The 19,337-nt window shown below is 64.0% G+C and carries 13 protein-coding genes; 4 read left to right on the top strand and 9 right to left on the bottom strand.

Translation table 11 applies throughout. The features are described from left to right. Positions 1-254: 254 nt before the first annotated feature. Positions 255-686 carry a hypothetical protein gene (locus ACOGXD_RS00065; protein ID WP_419913937.1) on the bottom strand — a complete coding sequence of 144 codons (432 nt, stop codon included), beginning with the start codon at positions 684-686 and terminating at the stop codon, positions 255-257. Continuing rightward, positions 683-922: a hypothetical protein gene (locus ACOGXD_RS00060; RefSeq protein WP_419913935.1), complete on the bottom strand. Its 240-nt coding sequence runs from the start codon at positions 920-922 to the stop codon at positions 683-685. The genes ACOGXD_RS00065 and ACOGXD_RS00060 overlap by 4 nt, the downstream gene beginning before the upstream one ends. Before the next feature lie 58 nt (positions 923-980). On the opposite strand from ACOGXD_RS00060, the gene ACOGXD_RS00055 reads away from it, so the two are divergent. Continuing rightward, positions 981-1,280 carry a hypothetical protein gene (locus ACOGXD_RS00055; protein WP_419913933.1) on the top strand — a complete coding sequence of 100 codons (300 nt, stop codon included), beginning with the start codon at positions 981-983 and terminating at the stop codon, positions 1,278-1,280. Between the two features lie 63 nt (positions 1,281-1,343). Here the strand turns inward: ACOGXD_RS00055 and ACOGXD_RS00050 are convergent, their stop codons facing one another. The 3 genes from ACOGXD_RS00050 to ACOGXD_RS00040 all read right to left on the bottom strand — a co-directional run bounded on the left by ACOGXD_RS00050 (position 1,344) and on the right by ACOGXD_RS00040 (position 7,467). Further along, the gene (locus ACOGXD_RS00050) at positions 1,344-2,468 is read right to left on the bottom strand and encodes a type II toxin-antitoxin system death-on-curing family toxin (RefSeq protein WP_419913931.1); all 1,125 of its coding nucleotides are present in this window, start codon (positions 2,466-2,468) and stop codon (positions 1,344-1,346) included. A gap of 203 nt (positions 2,469-2,671) precedes the next feature. Further along, the gene (locus tag ACOGXD_RS00045; protein WP_419913929.1) at positions 2,672-7,054 is read right to left on the bottom strand and encodes a hypothetical protein; all 4,383 of its coding nucleotides are present in this window, start codon (positions 7,052-7,054) and stop codon (positions 2,672-2,674) included. After that, on the bottom strand, positions 7,051-7,467 hold the full coding sequence (locus tag ACOGXD_RS00040; RefSeq protein ID WP_419913927.1) for a hypothetical protein: 417 nt from the start codon (positions 7,465-7,467) through the stop codon (positions 7,051-7,053). The genes ACOGXD_RS00045 and ACOGXD_RS00040 overlap by 4 nt, the downstream gene beginning before the upstream one ends. A 441-nt stretch (positions 7,468-7,908) precedes the next feature. Between ACOGXD_RS00040 and ACOGXD_RS00035 the strand changes: the two genes are divergently transcribed. Next, entirely contained in the window at positions 7,909-8,244 is a 336-nt protein-coding gene (locus ACOGXD_RS00035; protein ID WP_419913925.1) for a hypothetical protein, read from the top strand. Positions 8,245-8,628: 384 nt separating this feature from the next. Continuing rightward, positions 8,629-11,361, top strand: a complete 2,733-nt coding sequence (locus ACOGXD_RS00030) for an ATP-dependent helicase (protein ID WP_419913923.1) — start codon at positions 8,629-8,631, stop codon at positions 11,359-11,361. 66 nt (positions 11,362-11,427) lie between these two features. On the opposite strand, the gene ACOGXD_RS00025 is transcribed toward ACOGXD_RS00030, so the two are convergent. The 4 genes from ACOGXD_RS00025 to ACOGXD_RS00010 all read right to left on the bottom strand — a co-directional run bounded on the left by ACOGXD_RS00025 (position 11,428) and on the right by ACOGXD_RS00010 (position 18,632). Further along, positions 11,428-14,070, bottom strand: a complete 2,643-nt coding sequence (locus tag ACOGXD_RS00025) for a site-specific DNA-methyltransferase (RefSeq protein WP_419913921.1) — start codon at positions 14,068-14,070, stop codon at positions 11,428-11,430. An 11-nt stretch (positions 14,071-14,081) separates the two neighbouring features. Further along, positions 14,082-17,126, bottom strand: a complete 3,045-nt coding sequence (locus ACOGXD_RS00020; RefSeq protein WP_419914004.1) for a BPTD_3080 family restriction endonuclease — start codon at positions 17,124-17,126, stop codon at positions 14,082-14,084. 269 nt (positions 17,127-17,395) lie between these two features. Further along, positions 17,396-17,884 (bottom strand): type II toxin-antitoxin system VapC family toxin, encoded by a 489-nt coding sequence (locus ACOGXD_RS00015; protein ID WP_419913919.1) that lies wholly within the window; start codon positions 17,882-17,884, stop codon positions 17,396-17,398. Further along, positions 17,874-18,632 carry a hypothetical protein gene (locus ACOGXD_RS00010; RefSeq protein WP_419913917.1) on the bottom strand — a complete coding sequence of 253 codons (759 nt, stop codon included), beginning with the start codon at positions 18,630-18,632 and terminating at the stop codon, positions 17,874-17,876. The genes ACOGXD_RS00015 and ACOGXD_RS00010 overlap by 11 nt, the downstream gene beginning before the upstream one ends. A 138-nt stretch (positions 18,633-18,770) precedes the next feature. On the opposite strand from ACOGXD_RS00010, the gene ACOGXD_RS00005 reads away from it, so the two are divergent. Beyond that, positions 18,771-19,337: alpha/beta fold hydrolase (locus tag ACOGXD_RS00005; RefSeq protein WP_419913915.1), on the top strand; the 567-nt coding region annotated here is incomplete at its 3' end.

Below are 19,337 nucleotides of genomic sequence, written 5' to 3'. Positions count from 1 at the left end.
TGACGGGTGTTCGGGGAACCCATGGTACGACGTCCCTGGATTCGTCGGTGCAGCCCGGTAGATGACACCGTCGCTCACTGCGTACAGGCGTGGGGGGTACGAGCGGCTCCAGCGCGGTGGGACGTAGGGGATTGCGTCATCGAGAAGCGCTTGGACATCGGACGGGCTCATCGTCGCGGGACACTTGCCAACGTGGTGGTTCAGTCCCACCTCGATAGATCCGTCCCTGGGGCTGGCTGGAGCGCTCGCCGTGTTCAGTGTCCGATTGTGCGGTAGTCGCCCCCGGTCGCGGCTACCGCGGCTCGAAGGCGTGGACCGTCGTCTCCTGTCCAGACGCAGAGCGGCGCGTCGAGGTGCTCCGATGCGGCGGTGGCCTCGGCGCTGAGGGCGGACAGCCGGTGCGCATGAGCTAGCTCAGCCATCCGGAATGCGACGGTGCGCATCGGCACGACGGCGATGTCGTCGGGGAGCGCGACGAGCTGGCGGCCTAGCGCCTGGCGGGCGTCCGCGGGCCATGAGCCTGTCAGCGCCCCGCCGGCGGCTGCGACCACGCTGCGGCACAGCCTCACGAGGTAGAGGTTTGTAGTGGCAGGCTCGTGGTCGGCCAAAACCGACGCCAGTTCCGAGCCCACGTCCCCAGATAGCAGGTCTCGCAGCAGGTGGTCGTCGAGGACGGCCTTGCTCACGTTGTGGCGAGTTCAGGGTCGCCGTCCAGAGACCGCACGAAGGCGGCGTGCCCGTCCCGGCTCAACAAGTCGCCCAAGAGGCGGCGCCCCTCGCCCCGGGGGAGCGTCAGGACGGCGAAACCGAGATCGACGACGTCGACCGGTCCGCCTCCGTCGAGATCCCACCGGTGGCGGGCTGCCGCCGGAAGCGACATCTGGCCCGACGAGGAGACCAAGTACTGACGAACCTCACTCATCCCCAACATCATACTTGGTAGCGAAGCCCACCCCGCCAAGTGCCGATGGCCTTGTCCTATGTCGGTGGAGGTCTTCATCGAGATAGACGATCAGGGTCTGCTGAGGGTGTGGTCGACCCGCGAGGACCTCTCGGGCCTCTTCGGCATGCTCCTGGACGCGGAGGGCCTGTTCACCGAGATGACGGATCAGGAGAGACAAGAGGCAAGAGCAGAGCTAGCCGGCGCCGAGTTCATCGTGGAGACCCATTCCGTCTACGAGACCGCCCCGGCCCTGGAGGTGCCCCTGCCTCCAGAAGCAACAGAAGACCGCACCGCCCAATGGCGCGACTTCCTGATCACGGCCGGGTTCGACAGTTGACCTGACCTCGGTCGTTCCGGAATCGCATCCCTCCCGACACTAGGGTGTTCAGCCGGGTGGCCTTCAGAGTCGTCCTAGGCGGCGCAGGACGGTTCGATAGACTTGAATGAACTCGTCGGGTTCTGCTTGCGAACCGTAGAACACCTGCGAATCGACTCCGTGTGGCTCATCAAGCTCAAGATCGTTCCGGATCTTGTTGAGAGTATTGCGTTCGACCTCTGTACCATCGCCACCGTATGCGACCTGGGTGTGGAAAACGCGAGTCCTCTTGCGCCCAAGCCGTGATTTTCTCTCTACCGGGCGCCGAATGTCTAGGCGGTTGCCCTTTCCGGTTGCGTGCTCAGTTTCGCAATCAAACTTAGTCAAGATGCGCTTAAGCCTAAGCCAAGGGATAGGTCTTTCTCCCCTTTCGACTCGCCTGCTATTGGATTTGATCCATTCAGCGATGCTAAGCACCTCGCGATCTGCAATCTGATCGCAGAACATTGGCACTAGGCCATGCTGGGCCACACGAAGTGTGAACCTGAATAGATCTCTCTCGCTACAGGTCGCAATCACGTTGTTGCGATCTAAGAATGCAAGCATAGATACGAGTCCGGTGCGCTTGTTTCCATTGTGAAAGGCGTGGTTCTGTACAACAGAATGAAGAAGTGCTGCGGCCGCCATCTCTACCGTCGGGTACTTGTATTCGCTTCCATGGGAGGTCTGTGGGCGGAGTATGGCAGAGCTGACGAGATTCGGAGACTTGATGCCAGGCGGAGATATAGGATCTTCAGCGCGAGCAAAATCCTCGACGAGTGCATTATGAATCTCCAATAGATCGTCTTCGTCCAGGAACGTAATCGGTCGGGGAGTGCCCACATCGTGCCATTCGAACGGAGGACATTCTTCCTCTTGTGAAGTCGGTGTGTATGGCGGCAATGCTCTATGCGCAAAACGCTTACGTACGCGGCGAAGACCGCCCTTTGGCAGCGTCCTCACGTTGGGTCTGATACGCACTCCGATGAGGGCGACCTCCTCGGTGAACTCCGCACGTGTCATTCCCGTCTGCTTCAGCCAGTAATCGATCCGGGTCTGTCGTCTAGGATTCTCGATCTCAAGGGCAGATTCAGCGACGCGTAGTAGCTGTGAGGGCACGATATCATCGGGTTCTTCGACGTCATCAATCCCGGCGACCCACAGACTCACGAGTACATCGTCCAAATCCATGTTCGCGCGAGCCGCGAGCTGAGCGACAGTGGCGGATCGACTCATCGAACTCCTCGTCCGCTCTTGCATCTGTTGTCGGGCGAAGCAGATGCCGGCACATCTACAACTGTAGTAAGTATGTGGGGCATCTTCTGTCGTTGCCAGAGGTGGCTGGTACTTGTCACGGCCGGAGATGCCAATCCTCAGATTGGGAGGCCGCGGCGGGTGGCTTCGGCTCTGCGGTCCACGACTTCGGCCATGTGCTCGTAGCTGCGAGCTAATCCCCTGAAGAGGGCTGCCGTACGGGGCCATTCTGCGAAGCTCCGGCTCTGTTGCCGGTATTGCTCGGCTAGGGCGCGTTCTTGGTCGCCGCCGCCGGTGGGGGAGCGGGACGTGGCACCGCGCTGAGCGAAGATGGCCTCGGACATGCCATTGTCGATGTCGTCGCGTTCGAGCCGCTCAAGCAGGCCGCGGACAGCCTCGCCGGGCCAAGCGTCATCGGGGTCTCTTGGAGACGCAGCGAGAGCGGTGCCGATCATCCTGTCGCCGATGTCGGTTCTGTCCAATTCGGCTAGCCGTTCGCGAGCATCGTCTACCCAGCGATTGAGCGATGCCTCGTCCATCCGGCCCTCGCCATCCACTCCGGGCGCGAATTGCGAACGTGGCCATGAGTGCAGCACCTCGTGGGCGTTGAGTGCAATCTGGACGCTCGCCTCGGTTGGCTCGGACGCATCGTCGGCAGACGCGCTGGCAGGCTTGTACGCAAGCTCAACCAGCCGAGCGAAGAAGCCGGGATCCTTAGCCAATGCGGTGTAGAGGCTTGATGGATGAGAGCCCGGCCGGTGTCGCAGTAACGGGAAACACAGCCATTCAATCGTTGCAGCGCGCCCGATGCCGAGATGCTCTCGATGGCGGTCGAGCACCTTGATGAGGCTGGCTAGCTCCCATGCAACCATCGTTGCCGGTGCCTCCGCTACCGAGCCTTCGCTTTGGAGCCACTGCTCAAGGCAGGCCGCAACCTCCTCTGCGAACTCAGGATCGGACTCGTAGTCGTCTTCGGCGCGCGACAGCAGCGTCCGGGCCAACTCGGGGCGTCCCGCCTGGCGCAAGCGGCTCGACACGGTGAGCAGTTCGCTCAGCTCAGACGTGACACGGATGTCGAAGTAGTTCGCCCGCCTCCAATATGCGTCTGCGACCTCTCTACCGTGCGCGTCGACCCGATTCCATGGCGCTTCACCTGCCGGGATTGCCCTGTGCAGGTCGGCGGCCACCTGCGCAGGTACCTCATAGCTCGCAATCAGGCCGTCGATGCCTTCCCATCCGAGTTCCGCGAAGCGATGTTCGAAGTATCCGAGGCCGACACTCGTGATCGGGGCGGGCGCGTCGACCATCGCATCGAGCACTGTCTTGTCGAGCTCCGGCTTGGCTCGCGCCAGAGCGATCCCGACTAGGCCAGGCTGCTCGACCTCCATCGCGAAGTCAAGCACCGCCTCAGGGCCTCCGTCGGCCAGGATCGCTTCGACAGCCTCGGTCTGCCTCGGCTCAAGCGCTGCCTCGAACGCCTCCAATCCGTCGATAGCTCCTACACCGTCGATGTAGCTCAGACTCGGCGAGAACAGCTCACCGTAGGAGGCACTGCGCCCAGAGGGACGCAGGCACCCAAGTATCTCGTCGAGGTCAGCCAATTCGGACTCGGGGAGTGCCCAGCGGGCATCGTGGTGCCGCCGGTGTTGCCTGACGAGTGTCTGGAGTCCGGTAAACACTCTCGACTTGAACGTCTCGTCAGGGCCGGCGACGGCCACGTGGCCCAAGGCCTCGATCGCTCGAGCGCGGATGTCCTCTGGCAGGGCCGCGACTTCCCCGATCAGGTCGATCCATCGACTGGGACCGCTGCCCACGTCCTCAAGGAGCATCTCAGCGATCACCATCACGGTCTCGCCGTACTCTGCTTGCGTTACAGCCGTCTCGGGTCTGTTCCAGTCACGGAACCGGGGGCCGTCCTTGCGCATCTGGGAGTGGCGGCCACCCGGGAGCATCGACAGCATGAGAGGCCAAGCGACCCGGTTGTGTGAACGCCTCAGCATCTGGACGGTCGTGAGTCGTTCGTCGCTACTGGCTGCGGTGTGGGGCATCCAGGCGCAGAAGACAGTGGACAGACTTTCATCGGGGCGGTTGGTATAGCGTCCGCCGGGATCGATCTCAGCAAGCCTGGCGAGCAGGTTGGCGACAGCCATCAAGTGGTCCGGTGACCATGCCATGACCTCTAGGGCGTTCAGAACTTGGATGTGCGGCGTGGGCGAGAATCCGAAGCCGCCGACTTCGCTGTCTGTGAACATCGCCGTGGCGAACTCGTGCTGTTCGGAAAGGCAGGTTCGCAGAGCCTCTAGCACGACTTCGGGGGCAGCCTCCGACAGCAGCGGCAGGACCTCGGCGACCGCCGCCCATGTCTTTGAACTCGCGTCCTCGTTGGCTGAGTTCAGCACTGCCCACACAACCCGGGTTGCGATACTGGTGTTGCGTGTGGTCGTGCCGTAGAGCGTCGGGGGATGAGCGCCCAGCAGAGCGAGGGTCGTCGCGATACCCCGCTTCAAGGACGGCGAGTACTTCGCCCTTGTCCCCCCGAACTGGGCGGCGATGAGCTCGTCGCCGGTGAGCCCGTGCAGCGGGTCCGGTTCGATCAGCACTTCGTGAGCGGCCTCGCAGAACGCCTCGATGTCGGCGCTGGTGAGATGATGTGCGAGCAGCGTCCACGAGTCCGCGGGCGCGACCAAGTGCCACAGCTCCCCAGTGGCGATCATCGGGGCGTCGCCGAGGTCGAGTTGGCGCAGGCCCTCTGTGACCGCCTCATACTCCTGACCGGCTGACTTCTCCACGACCTGCCTGTCGCCCTCGCGGCTGGCGTCCCAGCCACCGAGTAGCAGGCTCCGCCTGAGGGTTGTCGTGATCGGGCCCACGGCCCAGCCCGGCCTGTGAGCTTCAGGCTGCACGGCGAGGTGCCGCCTCAGCGCGAGTAGACTCATGCGTGCAAGGCTGCCGAGTTCGTGGGCTGAGGGGAGATCCCCGACCGCGGCGCGCAGATGCTGGGCCGCGCTGTCGGAGTCAACTGCCTCCAGCACGATGTCGGCCTGGTCACTGCCGGGAATCGGAACGATCATCTGGTGGCTCGCCCCGGCTGGCAGATGCTGCACGAAGTCTGCGGACGGCACGACGACCTTCACGGCCTGCTGAGGGTTCGGACTCGTTGATCCCGCGGGCGTTGCGGACGCCAGCAGGCGTTGCGCAGCCTCGTGAGCGTCGACGTAGAGCACATCCGCGCGGCCCGGCGCCGAGCCGTCTGATGCACACAGCGCAGCCGCGACGAAGACGAGGATCTCGTCGCGGTGAAGGACGCCACCGACTGTGACAACGCCCCCGTGTCGCTGACGGCAACGGTCGCGAAGACGCTCCGCCTGATCTTCACGCCCTGCGAGCACGACCCTGTTCTCGAGCGGGACCGTCGTCGAGGCCAGCCACTGCTCCCACCATGTCGAGAGCGGCCTGACTCCCACGACAGGCATCTCCAACAGCTCTCGCATCCACACCGTGGTCGTCGGTGCACACTCCAGCCAGGCTTCAATACGGTCCACATTCAGCGCCCGTACCGACCGGAAGTGTCCCTGCCGGGACTTCTTTTCCTCAAAATCACACGCTTCGGGCCAGCGAGCGCATATCAGGGCCACATACGTCGCATTGCTCCAGTCCTGCGGTGCACCATCCTCGACACGATTGTCGTAATCGCTGCGGGCCTTCCGGTCCGGGTCGGACTGCCCAGCGGAGAGCTCCCAACGAGATAACCCTGCAGGCACGAACTCGTTGCCCGCCGAGCATTCGACGGTGCCGTCCCAGCCGCGGTTCGCAGTACCGGTTCCTGCAGGGAAGTCGATCCGATGCGCCGTCGTGGTCTCTGCGACGAGCCGGCGGACGAGCCGCGGCAGCTCTCCTCGAGCGTCGAGGCCGCGGCTCCAGCCGAGCAGGTCGTCGCGGGTGATCCTCCACGGTTCGGGCACCACCGGCACCAGCCGAGCGGTAGGCAGTTGGGCCTCGGCGACGTCTGTGGCAAGTTCAGCGTCCTCTTCGGCGACCAGAGCCAACAGACCACAGCCCCGCAGTCGCTTTGTCACGCGACCCAGATCGCGGATCCGCATCGCGGGCTGTGGTATCCGGTCCGCGGCAGCAGAGATGTCGTCGCCCGCCGACAGGCAGGAGCGCAGGCTGTCGAAATCGGCGACGGAGCGGGCGAACGCCTCCCGCACTTCCGACATGGCTATCGCGGCGAGGTCGTCGCCTAAGGGCTGCTCGCCGCGGCGGCGCACCTCGCTGGCCACTTGATCGAGCCAACTCCGCCTCAGCCAGTCGTCGGTCACCTCGTCGAACACACAGAGGCGCTTGCCTGCGGCTGCGAGTATCCGATCACGGTCTAGGTGCGCGTCGGTCTCGCGAAGGGCCTCGACCCAGGCGTTCTCGAGCTCGTGCGGGTACATGGCGCTGTCTAGGCGCGCAAGCACCGAGTGGGCGGCCTCGGCTGGAGACGAATCGATTGCGGTCATGGTGTCCCCAGATCGTAGTGCTGCATGCCGTCGGGCCTGACCGGCAGCCCGGCTGACTCGAAGGCGGCACGCGCAATCTCCAGAGTGTCGGGCGCTGGCCTGTAGTGGCCGCTCATGTTGTTGAGCGCGATCACCTCCCAAGCGCCGTCGCGGTCGATCACCTCGAACTCTCCCGCAGCGTGTACTAGGTCGCCGCCGGCCAGCACAGCGTGGGAGATGTGCTCGCCACGGGCGCGTCTCTTCGAGACGCGAAGCTGGCCATCAACGACGACGTAGATCATCCGCTCGCCCTCAGCCGCCAGCCCATCGAACTGTGTGCCAGGCACCGCCGTCGGCACGACTCCGGCTTGACGGGCGGCGCGCAACTCTGCCTCGTACTGCTGGGGGTAGCGGTTGTGGTAGTGCCCGGGCACATTGCTGTATGTATCAGCATTATCAGTATCTTACATGATTTACAGCGATTTTTCGCTGTTCGGGACTCGGCTGTCGCAAACGGTCAGCCATCCCCCGGCACGGGTACCCGTACGCAGCCCTGACCACGACGGGGTCTCGGCCGACACGCTGTCCCGCGGCACGGGAGCCTTCGCGACAAGCGGCATCTGCAGGCTCGCCTCGGAGGGAGTGCGGATGCCAGCACGGCCGAATCATCCGATGTGCGAAGGAACATCAGATGGACGGAGATCTGACCAATCGAGTACGAGTGAATTGCGCCGGGTAGGGTGATCTTCCGACGCTGGAGGCGATCGGCCATGGGCAATCGGCATACGCGATCACAGCGGAAGCGGTGGGCCCACCTGACCAGGACGGTCCCGATTGACGAGGTTGCGGCCAGAGCCGGCGTGAAGGGCGGGACGGTGCGGTCTTGGCGGGCCGAGTTCGGCGTCACCGGCGGCGAGGTGGCCGTTCGTTCGGCTGCCGGCAGGATCAGGCTCGACCGTGGCCAGACGGGAGCCGCCGCTGGCACTCAGCCGACCAGCGCTCCGAACAGCCCGGACGGATGCGACATGGGGGCGGAGGTACGCCAAGCGACCCTGCGCTATGTCGAGCAGCACCGAGAGTGGTTTGACGATGCAGAGGGCCAGCGGTCGGACATGAAGGAGATGCGTGAAGTGATCGCCGATTGGGAAGGGCAGCACGGCCCGTTGACTCCCCAGGAAAAGGCAGAAGCTCGAACCGTTCTCGGTCGGTGAGCATCTTCGTCCTCGATTCTGGGGCGCTCATCGCGCTCGAGAGGAACCAGCGTGCCGTGTGGCGGGCTGCCAAGGGGGGGCGTTACGCGCGAGAGCCCGGCCACTCACCGTCCGGAGAGGTACCGGGCTGGGCATCGGTTCAGTCCGTGTTCGTCCTGCCCTCATTCTTGAGCGAATGTAGACCCATGTAATGCTCCTGGTTCATCATGAGTCCGGCGGTCCCTTCAGATCGGCGTCGATGCTTGGTCGCTCGACACGATGAAGGGGCCGCCACCCTCACGGGTGGATGGTCATCCGTCATCTCCCAGCCACTGAACACTCCAGCATTGACGCTCATCTGAGAATGCACGGATCCGTGAGCACCATGCTGTTAGATTCTGGCGCTTGCGCGAGGCACCAATCCTCGAAGGCGATGCTCTGAGGGCGGTTCAGCATCGTGGCTCCCACATGCAGATCATCGCGTCGGCGGGCTCAGGCAAGACCGAAGTCGTCTCGCAGAGGGTCGCTGACCTCTTGGCAGAGGATGCGCGGCCGGACGCCATCGTCGCCTTCACGTTCACCGAGCGAGCCGCGGCAGAACTGAAGGAACGCATCGAGGCACGGGTCACCGCCCGGCTGGGAGCCAGCGCTCTTGACCGGCTCAACGGCCTCTTCGTGGGCACCATCCACTCGTACTGCTTCCGACTGCTCCAGCAGCATGTTCCCAAGTACGAGACCTACGACGTGCTTGACGAGAACCAGCTAGCGGCATTCGTCAGCCGGGAGGCACGACGGCTCAACGTTCGGCAGTTCGACGCCAACAAGAGGTTGTTCGCCTCAGTCCAGAGATTCCTGCGGAACGTAGAGGTCGTGGACAACGAGCTGCTTGACCTTGAATGTCTGCCGGAGGACTTCCGGACGGTCTTGGAGGAGTACTACGCAACTCTCGCTCGATACCGCCTGCTCACCTACGGTCAGCAGATTCGCGCAGCCGTCGAAGAGCTTCGGCGGCCTGCGGTAGCCAGCCGGGTACACGAGACGCTCCGATTCCTGATCGTCGACGAGTACCAGGACATCAACCCGGCCCAGGAAGAACTCATCAGACGGCTCACTGGCCCCGACACCGAACTCTGCGTCGTCGGGGACGACGATCAGGCCATCTACCAGTGGCGCGGGTCCGACGTGGACAACATCGTGACGTTCGCGACCAGGTATGAGCCCGTGACTAGGTTCGAGATCACGACGAACCGTCGAAGCCGCCCTGAGATCATCGAGGCTGCCAACCGGTTCGCTCAGTCCATCCCGAACCGCCTTACGAAGGAGATGAACCCCGCTCGGCTCGCCGACGGATCAGATCCGCGAGTCGTCGTGTGGCGAGCGCGGAACGAGATGACAGAGGCTGGCTGGATCACAAACTTGGTGGTTGATCAACACGAAGCCGGGGTTCCCTTCACGGACATTGGCATTCTTGTTCGATCGCGAGCCGCATACGGACGGGTCCTTGAGCAGTTGGCTACGTTCAACGTGCCAGTCCAGCCGGGCGGACGCACGGGTCTCTTCGATCAGGCCGAAGCCGTCGCGCTGGCTAAGACCTATTGCTGGTTGAGTGATGTGGACTGGGGAGAGCGCTACCAATGGCGCGAACCAGTCGAACTCGCATCGCTGCTCGACGAGTACGCTACAGTCTTCGAGCTTCGAGGCAAGCCCCACGAGAACCGGGTCAAGCAGGTGCTCATGGCGTGGCAGACCCATTCGCGCAACAGCGAGCGGACCGCGGACCTGGTCGGTGACTTCTACGAGCTGCTCGATGTGCTTGAGGTTCGCGATTGGGACTTCGACGATCCGGTTCGCCTCAACGCGGTCGGCACTTTGGCGAGGTTCACATCACTCTTAGCGGACTACGAGAGTGTCCGGCGCCGTGCGAGGCTCGACGCTGAGGTTCACGGTGAACAGGTTGGCGGCGAATGGGGCGGCGAGTGGTACTACAGAAATCTCGCTCTCCACATCGTGAACTACGCACAGGGGGCTTACGAAGGATTCGACGGCGAGCCAGATCTGACCGTTGACGCAGTCGACATCACCACCGTGCATCGCGCAAAGGGACTCGAATGGCCGGCCGTCTTCATCCCGTCCTTGACCGCAAGGCGGTTCCCTTCCTCTCGCACGGGAGAACAGCAGGACTGGCTAATGCCCCGGTCACTCTTCAACGCAGAACGATACGAAGGATCCGACGCCGACGAACGGCGGCTCTTCTACGTGGCCGCGACGAGAGCGCGCGACTGGGTGTCTGTCTCTCGTCACGACCGAGTCACAACGAGGTCGGTGCAGCCAAGCCCCTACTGGGAGGAGCTTGAGGATCACCACATCGATCCAGACGACATTGTGCTTCCGCCGATCGAGACGCAGTCCGACCGCGACGAGAACACGCTGGCCATCACGTTCAGCGAACTGGCGTCGTTCCTCGACTGCGCGCTGGCGTACCGGCTGCGCACCCTCGTCGGCTTCCAGCCTCGGCTGGCACCCGAACTCGGTTATGGCAAGGCGGTGCATCACCTCCTTCGGCGGGTCGCGGAGCATACGCAAGCGACGGATGACGTCCCGACCAGCAGCGAGCTTGACCAGATGCTTGACGATCACTTCTTCTTGCCGACTGCCAACAAGGTCGGACACCGCAAGATGAAGGACGCGGCCCGACGCCTGATCGGGAACTACGTCACGAACCACGAAGCCGACCTGCGCCGGGTGTGGGAGACAGAACGGCCCTTCGAACTGCATCTCGACGGAGTCACCGTGTCGGGCCGAGCCGACGTGATTCTCGACATGGAGGACGGGACGCCCACCGGACTCGCGATCGTCGACTACAAGACGTCCACCGACGCCGACACCACGCCCTACGAGCTACAACTCCAGGTGTACGCCGACGCGGGCAGACGGGAAGGCCTCGACGTCCGCGCCGCCTACGTCCACGATCTCGGAGGCATACGTAACGGCGTCGCTGTCGACCCAGACAGCCTCGCGTCGGCTGAGCAGGCCGTCCAACACGCCGCCGTCAGGATCCGCAAGCGAGAATTCGATCCTTCGCCGGGCATCAGGTGTCGCCAGTGCGAAGTGCGCACGATCTGCAGCTCAAGGGCCTAATGATCTCTAGCGCACCCGGGCTGAAGGCCAGGCAATGCCCGTCTGCCGTATCGCTCTCGGTGGGGTTCAGGAGACTTCGTAGACCTTGACGACCTCGTCGCCGTAGTCGTTGATGACCTTGACGGCGATGCTGCCGGTTGAGGGCTTGGGGAAGGGCCGGCTCACCGTGGAGTAGAGGCTCTTCCAGGCGTCTTGGTCGATATCGGCCCTCAGGGCCGTCTTCAAGCGCTTGTATGGGTCCTGGCCGCCGGTGAAGTAGCAGTGGCGGACGAAAAAGCTCTCGCCGTCGTAGTCGGTGTCGATCATCCACAGCGCGATCCTGTCCGTTCTGTCGGATCGCACCGTTCCGGTGTTCGGGTCGTACACGTCGACGCCGTGCAGTTCGACGTGCACGTTCTCGTCTTCGACCGTGATCTTGATGTCGGGCTCACCGAACGTCGTGAAGAGGTTGCCGCCGGCCTTGGCCGCAAGCTGTTCGCCCATCAGCAGATCCGAGTTCATGCGCACCAGCAGGACCGGAACCCGGCCGAGCGACCGCACACCAGCTACGTCGAAGCCCTCATCCGCCGCCACGTATTCTTCGTCGGAGTTGAGCACCTGCGGATCGAACGCGAACGCCAGGATGCACAACAGGTCGAGGCTCCTGTCCCGTCCGGCTTCCCGGGCTGCATCCTTGACGAAGGCGGGTCCCACGGTTCCGTACTGGGGACCGATGCAGATGCCGACTCGGCCGGGGCCGTCGGGACCCGGAACCTCGCGTGAGCCGACGGCCTGGATGTGGGCACCCGCGTGCGGCTCGACCAGATCGAACTCCAGACGCTCGTCTCGAAGCCCGTTCTGGATTCCGGACTCGCGCAGATTCTCGAGGATCATGCCCAGGAAGTCAGTGTCAGCAGGCCCGTCATCGCCGGCACCGTCCTGAAGTGCCTGCTCCGGCGACCGGTTCCGGTGCGGAGACAGGCTCTCGACCGTGAACGGACCACTCACCCGGATACGGGAGTCGCCCTTGAAGGGACGGTCGAATAGGAGCTCCGTGTCAGCATGCCGGGCAATCGCCTCTTTGATCTCGCTGTGGGACATCCCCTCACGAATGTCGGGGTTGTTGGCAATCGACCCGAGCGTGATGCGCTTGGCGCGCGCGTAGACGAATCCCCTGCGTACGTCTCCAGCAGTCTCAGCGGCCGGCAGGGCCGACCCCGATAGCTCGGCCTCGAGGTTCCTTCCGGCTTCGCTGTCCGCGAGAACGAAGTACGGATGCAGCGCCCCGGCCAGTCGCTGACGAGCGATCGCCAGCGCCACCCGAGACGAGTCGACCGTGATCCAACGCCGGCCCCACCGCTCGGCGACGAAGGCAGTCGTGCCAGAGCCGCACGTAGGATCAAGAACGAGGTCGCCGGGGTCGGTGGCCAGCAGGATGCAGCGCTCGACGACCTTGGTGTTGGTCTGGACGACGTACACCTTGTCGTCAGTGAAGTTGCCCGTACCGGTATCGTCCCAGAAGTTCGTGCGGGCCTTGAAGGCGAAGTCGTCAGCGAATCGCCGGTAGTTGATGCTGTTGCGTGCCACGTGAATTCGGTTTGCCCATGCCAGCCGGTCCATGCCGCCCGGATACGAGGCCTTCCAATGCGAGTTCGCGCCGGGCATGTATTGCCTGCCGGCGAAGTCGTAGGGCTGTGGCTCAGAAGCGGCCCCCTGAGACTGAAGATTGTCCGGCTTGTATAGGCGCGCTCCTGCTGGAGGCTTGTCGGGAGACTCCTCCCTCTTCAGCCCGCGGTTCGTTCCGTCTTCGAAGTGCAGCCACCGATAGCCCTGCCGATTCTTGGCTTCCTCCCACAGCGGGCGGCTCTTGAGGTGATCGGAGTCCCTCGCATACCACAGGATGTAGTCACCCGTCCGGGGCAGTGCCGAGGCCTGCGTGAACCCGCTCGTCGTCACAAAGGAGATCATGCTGACGAAGTTCTCGGCCCCCATGACTTCATCGAGAACCGAACGGACCAGGTGCACGTTCTCGTCGCCGATCTGCACGAACAGCGACCCGCTGGCCGTCAGCAGGTCCCGGCTCACCGAGACCCGGTCGCGCAGATAGGTGAGATAGCTGTGGATCCCCAGTTCCCAGGTGTCCCGGAAGGCTCTGACCTGCTCGACATCGCGGGAGACATGCGCGATGTTGCCGTCCTTGACCTCGCGCCTTCGGGCCGACACCTGCCAGTTCGATCCGAACTTGATGCCGTAGGGCGGGTCGATGTAAATCATCTGCACCTTGCCGCGCAGGCGCTCGCGCTCGGCGAGGCTGGCCATGACCTGGAGGCTGTCGCCCAGGATCATGCGGTTCGACCAATTGGCGGCGTGCTGGTAGAACTCGACGAGATCGAGGGCGCTGAGCCCGTCGAAGGCCTCGAAGAGAGCAAGTTCGGGTTCGCCCTCCGTGGAGGTCTTGCGAAGGTTCTCGATCAGGGCTCGGGGGTCGATCTTCTCTTGGATGTACAGCGGCGGCGCATCGACCTGGAGGTCGGCTCGGTCAAGTTCCTCCTTGCCCTTCCACACCAGCATCGGCCAGCGGACCTCACGCGGGTAGGCGACCTGGACCAACTCCTCCACCTCGGGCGAGACCAAGTCGTGGGCATCGGCGGTGGGGAGGTTCGCGCGGGTGTCCTGGTGTGTGATGGCTTCGATCGGCGTGGGTTCCCTCGGTGTCCTCTTGCGCGCCACTGTTCTCTCCTTCAGGTCACCGGCTCGCCGATGATCGGGGCGTCGGCATAGAGCAACTCGACCGCGGCGGCGATTCGTCCCTCAGCGTCGAGCATGCTGTCGATCTCGGTGTAGCCCCAGCGGCCCCAGCCGCCGTCGTTGTTCACGGCGGTGCACCACTCGTTGCGCGCGGTCTGGGCCTTGGCGGTGGTGGGGCCGGGGCTCTTCTGCCCACCCGAGACCTCGATGACGAGGGTCCGGTCTACGTCGTCGTGCTCTCGCTTCTTGAGGCGGGCAAGGAAGTCGGGAATGTACCGGTGGCTCTTGCCTGCGTGGACATAGGGGATCTCGAAGCCGACGTGGTCGTTCTTCACATACGAGTGCACGTCGTCGTTCGCTTCCAGCAGCGCGGCCACGGTCTCCTCCCAAGTATTGCCGCGCACGCCGTCCAGCACCACGAGGTTGACCGGCGACTTCCTCGTTTCGACGACCGCCTTCCGGGTGACGAAGTCGACATCGTCGGTGGAGCCCTCGCGATCGAACCGTCGGTACAGCGGAAGCAGGACGTCGCTCCGAATGTCGGGGTACTGCACGATGGCGTTGTAGACAGCCTCGGCTGCCCACGCCTTCGGCTCGGCGAGCAGCAGCATGCCTGGCTGGGTGCCTTGAGCGAAGGCGAGCTTGTTGTCGTACCACTGCTTGGTGATGCGCAGCAGCTCGGGGAAGAGCCAGGGCTTGAGCGCGCCGTCGTGACCCGGCAGGTGTCGTCGCAGTACCTCTGCGGCCACGTTGAACACGATCTGCTGGCGGCGCGCGGCTTTGACGATCTCGAGTTCGGCTTCGTCGGCCTCGCCCACGATGCCCTGGGCCTCCGTCCAGGTTGCTACGAGCGATTCATCGACCGTGATGGCCGTCGTGTTCTCGTGATCGAACGTGACTGGCGCTTCGGGCAGCTCGATTCGGTAGCCGTCGAGCTTCGGGAACTCGATGCGGAGGTTGTGGCGGTCCGCGACGGCGAATACTTCAACCGCCGGCCGCTGAAGCCTGGGCACCGGTACCGCTCGGTCGGTGGGGATGAAGGCGAACGGCACGCCGTAGACCTCGGCGTACTCCGGCTCGAACCTTCCGGCCTCGTTCGGGGCGTAGCTGCGGCGTCGGAGGCCGCGGCCCACCACCTGCTCGCACAGCAACTGGCTCCCGAAGGCGCGGATTCCGAGGATGTGAGTGACGGTGTTGGCATCCCAGCCCTCGGTGAGCATGGCGACCGAGACGACGCAGCGAACTGTCTCGCCCACCTTGCCCCGCTTGCCGACGGTGTTGAGCACCTCGCGCAAGATGTCCTGATCCGTGAGCTGGTCGACATCGGCGCCGGGGTAGCGGGCGCGGTACTCGGTCTTGAAGACTTCTAGCTCCTTCTCAGCCGCCTCCTTGAACTCGCCCTTCAAGGCCTCGCCGGACTCGAGCTGAGCGGAGTCCACGATGATCGTCGGCGGGCGGCCGATCCAGTCGTCGCCGTCAACGTTGCTGAGCAGTGGCAGGTTGCCCGGGCGGATGACCTCTCTGCCATCCGGGAGTTCGACCTCTTGTCCGGCGATCCAGTCGTAGACCAGCTTCGACACGATCGTGTTCGGGCAAACAACGATCATCACCGGCGGAGGCTCGCCAACTGCTTCGAGTTCTGCCTCCCACTGCTTGAAGCGCTTCTCGTAGCTGCGATACAGCGACCTCAGCGCTCCCTCCAGCACGGGTGGCGGAACCCAGTCAGCGTCCGACTCGGCCTTCCTCCCCTTCTTCTTCGGAAGCAGATCGCCAACGTGCTCCCACAGCGTGAGATACGTCGGCAGTTCCGTGTTGTCGACGTCATCGTCGACGGGGATTCGAGGAACCTTCACGATGCCGGACTCGATGGCGTCCATCAGCGAGAAGTCGCTGACCGTCCACGGGTAGATGAAGCCCTCGTTGTATCCGGAGCCGCCGAGATAGAAGGGAGTGGCCGAGAGGTCGTAGACAGCCTTCACCCCGACCCTCGCCGCCACCGCCTCGATCCCGCGGAACCAGACACGGGCACTCTCGTTCCGCTCCTTCTCGTCCTTCTTGAGCCTGGAGGCGCCCGTGCCGGAGTCGAGAGGCTTGTCCTGGTAGCAGTGATGTGCCTCGTCATTGATGACGATGACCTCGCCGCTGCCCCGACTGGAGAGGTCTCGCATGATGCGGTCGACCATGTCCTCGTTGGACTCGTGGAATCGAGCGCCGTCTTGGCTGCCTGTGAGGATCAGGCGCGTGTTCTTTGAGATGCCCTCGAACTCCTTGGCCAGCTTCGGCAGGAACGTGTGATAGTTCGTGACGACGATGGCGGCGTCGTCCAGCAGATCGCGTAGGTCGTTCGGGATCAGCCCGTGGAGGTCGTAGTAGTTGGCGTCGTCGTGGGGGAACAGCACTCGGAGACGGTCGCGGATGGTGATGCCCGGTGTGATGACGAGGAACCGGCTGGTGAAGCGAGCGTCGCGCTTGTTGTACGCCTTGTTGCAGACCTGCCACGCGATGAGCATGCCCATCACGATCGTCTTCCCCGTACCTGTGGCCATCTTGACGGCGATGCGTGGAAGTCCGTTGTTGTGGAGTTCGTTCTCCGGGTCGATCCGGGTCCGGAAGTCGGGCTCGCCGCGGCGCCCAGCGACCTCAGCGAGGTAGATCGCCGTCTCCGCAGCCTCGCGCTGGCAGTACAGGACCCGCTCTTCTCTGGTCGGGTCCGCCCAGTGCTGCATGAGCTTGCGGCTGATGGGGGTGGCATGCGGGTAGCCGCGGCCCCGCCACAGTTCGACACGCTGCCTCATGTCGTTGATGAGGCTGTTCTGCTCCCGACGCTCGCCGGTTGCGTCGAAGAGGTCCAGGGACTCCTGCTCGGGTACATCCTTCTTGCCGCGCTTCTTCTTACTGGCCGGCATCGGGATGAACGACTCGCTCGGCCGGCGACCGGGCAGGATCTCGCCCGTCGGCCCATTGGGCCCTAGGGCAAAGTGCCGCTCGGGCGGCTCATACGGCGAGTTGATGATCGGGTTGCTGAGCGTGTCCATCAGCGACCTCGATGCCGCAGGTACGTGGCCGCCGGGTCACAGCGCCTCTGTCCGGCGCCTGCGGCTACATCGCCTACTACGAGCCGTGCTCCCATGGGCGCAAGTCTACGGAGGCAGCCTGACAGCGTCGGGCGGTCATGCCTTATGCATCTTGCGACGCGAGACGGATGCCGCGTCGGCGCTACGGACGCTGGCAAGCCGTCAGCACGTCGTGGGCTGAATCCTCATGCCGCCGTGCGGCGCTAGGAGGGTGAAGGGTGATCGTCCTGCCGTCATCCGCTGACGTCGAGTCGTGGCTCGTCAAGGAATGGCTCAGCAACCGTCAAGCTGATCAACTCCGCCCAGCTGTGGCGCGTCGCCTGATTCTCGTACGTGAAGACGCGGTCGCAGTCGTGGATCGATGCTGACGCCAGATGTATGGCATCGGCGGGCTTGACCGTCTTCGTGCCGAGACTCTTCGACTTGCGAATGATCGCCCGTGCCTCGCGGGCGATCCTGATTGAGATGTCCAGAACATGGATGGGTGATGCAGGAACCCAGAGTTGATCGATGGCATCCTCGCCTCCGGCCGGGTCGTCGGGTTGACCGGTAGTGACGAAAGCGACCTCCGTGATCGACAACACAGAGGTGAACAGCTCGATCTTCTCGTCTCGCGCATCGTCCAGCACAGACTGGACGATGCCGGCCCGACCGTTCTCGTTCGCCACGTAGGCGATCAGCACGTTCGCATCGAGATACGCCCGAACCGGCCTAGTCTTCATCTCTCATACGCCTGACCAGAATCTCGGCCGGTTCAGAGGTGTGGACCGCTCCGCGAGCTCTGAGGTAGCCGTCGGGGTCGCCCTCGTCGACGGGATCTACGTTGGTGACGCGCCGAATCCATAGCGGCCTATCGGTCTTGGGGTCACGAAGGACCGTGCCAGTGACATCGGCGATGTGCCCCCACACGCCCCGCATCGTGCCCTCAAGATCCGGGTCCATGTAGCAAACGACTGCAGAGTCTGTGGTGAGTTCGTAGAGGCGGAAAGTCAGACCCCTGCGCCGGGACAGCGTCTCGACGCGTCCACGCACAGTCCCGAGCGACCTCGCCTCCACATCGGGTTCCTCAGCGGTGAGTGTCAGAGAGGGAATCCGTGCCTCGACAACCACCTGTGTGCGGTCCGTCTGGATCGCGATCGGGTGGCTCTCGTCGGCGAGGGCCATGAGTCCGTGCATTCTTCGATGTAAGGGAAAAGCGCGATCAAGGCCTCCGTCCCGCACGCGTCGCGCTGCATCGATGCAGCTGTCGTACATGACCGGGATCCTCTCTACGGCCTCGTCGTCTAGCGGGACGGCCCGAGCCGTCGCAGCCGCGCTCCCGTAGTCAAGCCCGGTGAGCATCCAGCGGACCCTTGCACCATGGGTCTGCCTCAGAGCATCAAGAACCTGCGAGAAGCGAATGAACGCATCGGAAAGCTGGTCGATAGTGACCTCGCCACCTAGGTGGAATTTCACATGATCTTCCATCATATCCTACATTGTATCGTCAGTGTCGGCGGACCGCTAGCGCAAGTCACCGCGGCACGGAGCCGAGTCCTCCGAATTCGAGTTGATGTTTGCCGCCACGCGGCGGAGCGCCATGGGCCCCGGATCGGTACCGTCGGGCGGGTGCGGGGTGATCTCATGGGGCCGTCTTCGGCGGGGCTCATGTATTCCGACAGCGGTGGGGACGGGCCGGCGGTGGTGTTGCTGCACGGGGTGTTGACCAACGGCACGCTGTGGGATCGCGTCGTGGCCAGGCTGCGGGACCGCTACCGCTGCATCGTGCCCGAAATGCCCTTCGGTGCCCACCGCACGCCCATGCCCGACGACGCCGACCTCAGTCTCGAGTCGCTCGGCCGCATGATCGCCGGCTTCCTCGTCGAGCTCGACCTGCGCGACGTGACGCTGGCGTGCAACGACTGGGGCGGCGCCCAGCTCGTGGTCGCCCCCGGCGGCTCGGACCGCGTCGGCAGCCTGGTGCTGGTGTCGTGCGAGGCCTTCGACAACTATCCGCCCGGCATCCCCGGCCGGCTGCTGTGCCTCAACGCGTCGCTGCCCGGCGGCACCTTCCTCACCGCGCAGCTCCTGCGCCCTCGCCTGATCAGGCACCTGCGGTTCACCTGCGGGGCGCTCACCAACAAGCGCCTCCCCAACGACCAGTTCATGAGCCTGATCGAGCCGCTGCGCCACAAC

This window comes from Candidatus Poriferisodalis sp., assembly GCF_965204125.1.
Lineage (GTDB): Bacteria > Actinomycetota > Acidimicrobiia > Acidimicrobiales > Poriferisodalaceae > Poriferisodalis.
The sequence above is the reverse complement of the archived record's forward strand: the minus strand, read 5'-3'. Positions and strand labels throughout refer to the sequence as shown.

Coding starts and splice junctions, on each gene's coding strand:
- ACOGXD_RS00010 (WP_419913917.1), bottom strand. CDS start 18,632: ATGATGGAAGATCATGTGAAATTCCACCTAGGTGGCGAGGTCACTATC.
- ACOGXD_RS00045 (WP_419913929.1), bottom strand. CDS start 7,054: ATGACCGCAATCGATTCGTCTCCAGCCGAGGCCGCCCACTCGGTGCTT.
- ACOGXD_RS00060 (WP_419913935.1), bottom strand. CDS start 922: ATGAGTGAGGTTCGTCAGTACTTGGTCTCCTCGTCGGGCCAGATGTCG.
- ACOGXD_RS00055 (WP_419913933.1), top strand. CDS start 981: ATGTCGGTGGAGGTCTTCATCGAGATAGACGATCAGGGTCTGCTGAGG.
- ACOGXD_RS00015 (WP_419913919.1), bottom strand. CDS start 17,884: ATGAAGACTAGGCCGGTTCGGGCGTATCTCGATGCGAACGTGCTGATC.